The sequence below is a fragment of the Planococcus sp. A6 genome (assembly GCF_028823615.1).
Lineage (GTDB): Bacteria > Bacillota > Bacilli > Bacillales_A > Planococcaceae > Planococcus.
On record NZ_JAPEHT010000223.1, the window covers coordinates 1 to 2756 of the forward strand.

Consider the following 2756-nt stretch of genomic DNA (forward strand, 5'->3'; position numbering starts at 1 on the left):
ACAGCCGTGTTGATGACAATCTCCTCTTTTTGAGGACTGAAATAACCGCCATATGTCTGACCTTCATGTGCTTCTTCCCGAATGGTTAACGGCTGGGAATTCTCATTTGTTTGATGGATGAACCGGTCATACAATTCCTTCAAGGAATCTGGTGATGTTAAGTCTTTTTGAATAAAGTCCCGGACGTTCGGAATCTCTTTTCCGTCCGTTTGAGAGACATCGAAGACCTTGCCGATCCGAAAGCCGGTGATACTTTGTCGAACTTCAGATTGAGGATCGCCGTTCTTATCGCGTAACACTTCTCCTGTCTGTTCGTTCACTTTCTGCACTTCGACTTTCTTAAATGAAGGGACCAAGATATCAATGCTCTTTTCCCCTTTGTTGACGTGACGCCCTAAGGCTTGCCATTGTCTGAATCCACGAACCATCGTCGCTTCAGGGTTTTGTCCAGCAATCATCAGCACGTTATTGAACGAGTATTGGTGGCCACTGGCCATGACATTGAGCATGTCCTGGAACCGGTTGTTTTTGAACATCTCTTCGAGGTTTCGTTCCAGCCGGTCATTAATTTCGGTCAAATCCACCTTAGTCGACATAGTTCATCACGTCCTTTCTGACATACCAAGCTTCATAGAGGGGTTCAGCTCGCCCTGGAATCCGAACCGGGCTATAACAGGTAATCGCATACTCTTGCACGTCTTCTTCAAGGTCAATCAGACCTTCATATGTAAGTGCCTCAAACGGTACAGGATCGTAAAAGCTCAAGATCCGTTTATCACTCGCGAGGATTTCGCTAATCGTGACAAGCATCGGTTTCTCCCCTTTCACTTATAAGAGCGTACGTAAATCCGTCGCTTCCTTTTCCTTTAATCGGTCCTCAATCGACCGTTCTTCCGTTTCTTCTTCTTGCATGGCTGCCCATTCTTCTTCAAGCCCCTCGTCCGTTAAATCAAACAGATCCGATTGATCAATCTCTTCTTCAATCACATGTGTCGTCGTACCTCCTGAGGCGACATGAGATTCCTTCTTGGGTTCAGGAGGTGTCGGAACCGTGAAAGCTGATTTTTGCTTCACAGCCGGTTCGGCAGCGACAGAAGTGTGTTGCTGAACGTAGGAGCCGAACACCTCGGATTGCCATGCTTTTTGCAGCTTCATCGGATGCAAGCCACTGACAAACAAATAACAATCGTTCTTGGCAATGCTCGCCAGATCCCCTTCCGGTATCAAAGAACGCTTGACGTACTGTTCAGACTGGCTCTGGCTGGCACTCGATTTTCCACTCATGAAACCTCCACTTTGACTGGAAGAGCCCGTCTGAATCTTCGCGGTCGTTTCGCCGGCGAGTTGGGAGAAGTACTTAATCGTCTCCATATCCTTGCTTCGCAAGAACAGCAGCGTGTCGTGGTTGGATAAGATGGAGCGAGCCATTTCTTTCCCGTACAGCGATTCAATCTGTCCGTTGTCCTGGACGATGGTGTTCATCGATAAGCCGAGTCCCCGGCACGTTGCTAAGACCCGTGCGTATTTCTCGATCTTCCCGATGTTCGCGAATTCATCCAATAAGAAGATGGTCGGGATCTTCAATTGCCCGCGATTTTCATCAGCCAGTTTATAAAACTGCGAAATCAATTGATCGAAGAAAACGGACGTTAACGCCGTGAACGGATTTTCGTCCATCGGCAGCTTCACATACAGGATGCTTTTCTGGTCTTGAAACTCACGGAAATTGAAGTCGCTCGTGCGCGTCATTTCGCTGATTTTCTTCAATGTGAAAATACTGACTTGCGAAGCAAAGGACGACGTCACACTCGTTCGCGTATTCCCACCGAGCGTCGTTAAGCCTTTCAACAGCTGATAAGCCGGATGATGAGGACCCAGTTCTTCATCCACCCACTGGCGGAACGATTCCTCGTCCGGGGCGACCCGTTCATTAAAGACATTCAGCACATCTTGCATGCTGGCGTTCGGTATTTCGGTTTTGCAGTAGACAATCAAGCCCGCCAGCATTTTCTGCGCACGTTCCATAAAGAAGTCTTCTTTGCCATCCTTGGTCGAGTTTTTGGCGATTGTGACGGAAACGCTTTGGGCATCTTGGTCATCAAAGACGTAATCGAGCAAGTTGTAGTTGTCTTGATTGAAGTTGATGAAATCGATTTGATACACCTTGTAGCCTTGTTTGCGCTTGATTTCAGCTGTTTGTTCGAAGAGCTCACCCTTTGGATCCGTGACAATCAAGGTTTCCTCATGGTTATTGATCAGGTTTGGGATGACGTAAGACTGTCCTTTACCACTCCCACTAGATCCGACAATGTAGACGTTCCGGTTATCAATCTCCGTAGACCGGGGAATGATGAGCACTTGTTTCTTATTCGGTACACGCCCGACAATCAATCCGTTCTCCAAGCGTTCCACGGTCTTTTCAGGTTGTTTGGATTGGTACGTGTTGTGCTTGGAGAAATATTTGCCGTTCAGCACTTCCGATGGCTTCGTGAATCGTGCTGATCCGTGAACGCCGAAATCATGTGCGTCTTCATACGTATGTTCCACCAAACGCATTTTGGAGAGGAACCAGCCGAAGAAAACGACTGTGAGAATTGCCACCAAGAGTTGGGATTGCTGATCGGTTTCGGTAAGAAAGGTCAGCGTGCCTTGTACGTCCAGAAGAAGTGCATTGAGCCCTCCTCCTTCTTTCAAGAAGCGCAAGAGGCCTGTCAGGGCATATCCAATCAACAAGGATAGAAGAAACGTAACGGCGA

Annotated in this window: 3 protein-coding genes; all 3 read right to left on the reverse strand. The window is 47.8% G+C overall.

Annotation, left to right across the window (positions count from 1 at the left end; genetic code table 11):
- Positions 1-596, reverse strand: a 596-nt coding sequence (locus tag ON064_RS17930) for an ArdC family protein (protein WP_274625831.1), incomplete at its 3' end; no start/stop codon positions are given.
- Positions 586-810 (reverse strand): hypothetical protein, encoded by a 225-nt coding sequence (locus tag ON064_RS17935; protein WP_182093514.1) that lies wholly within the window; start codon positions 808-810, stop codon positions 586-588. The genes ON064_RS17930 and ON064_RS17935, both read right to left, overlap by 11 nt.
- Before the next feature lie 18 nt (positions 811-828).
- Positions 829-2733: a VirD4-like conjugal transfer protein, CD1115 family gene (locus ON064_RS17940; protein ID WP_483879766.1), complete on the reverse strand. Its 1905-nt coding sequence runs from the start codon at positions 2731-2733 to the stop codon at positions 829-831.
- Positions 2734-2756: the final 23 nt, after the last annotated feature.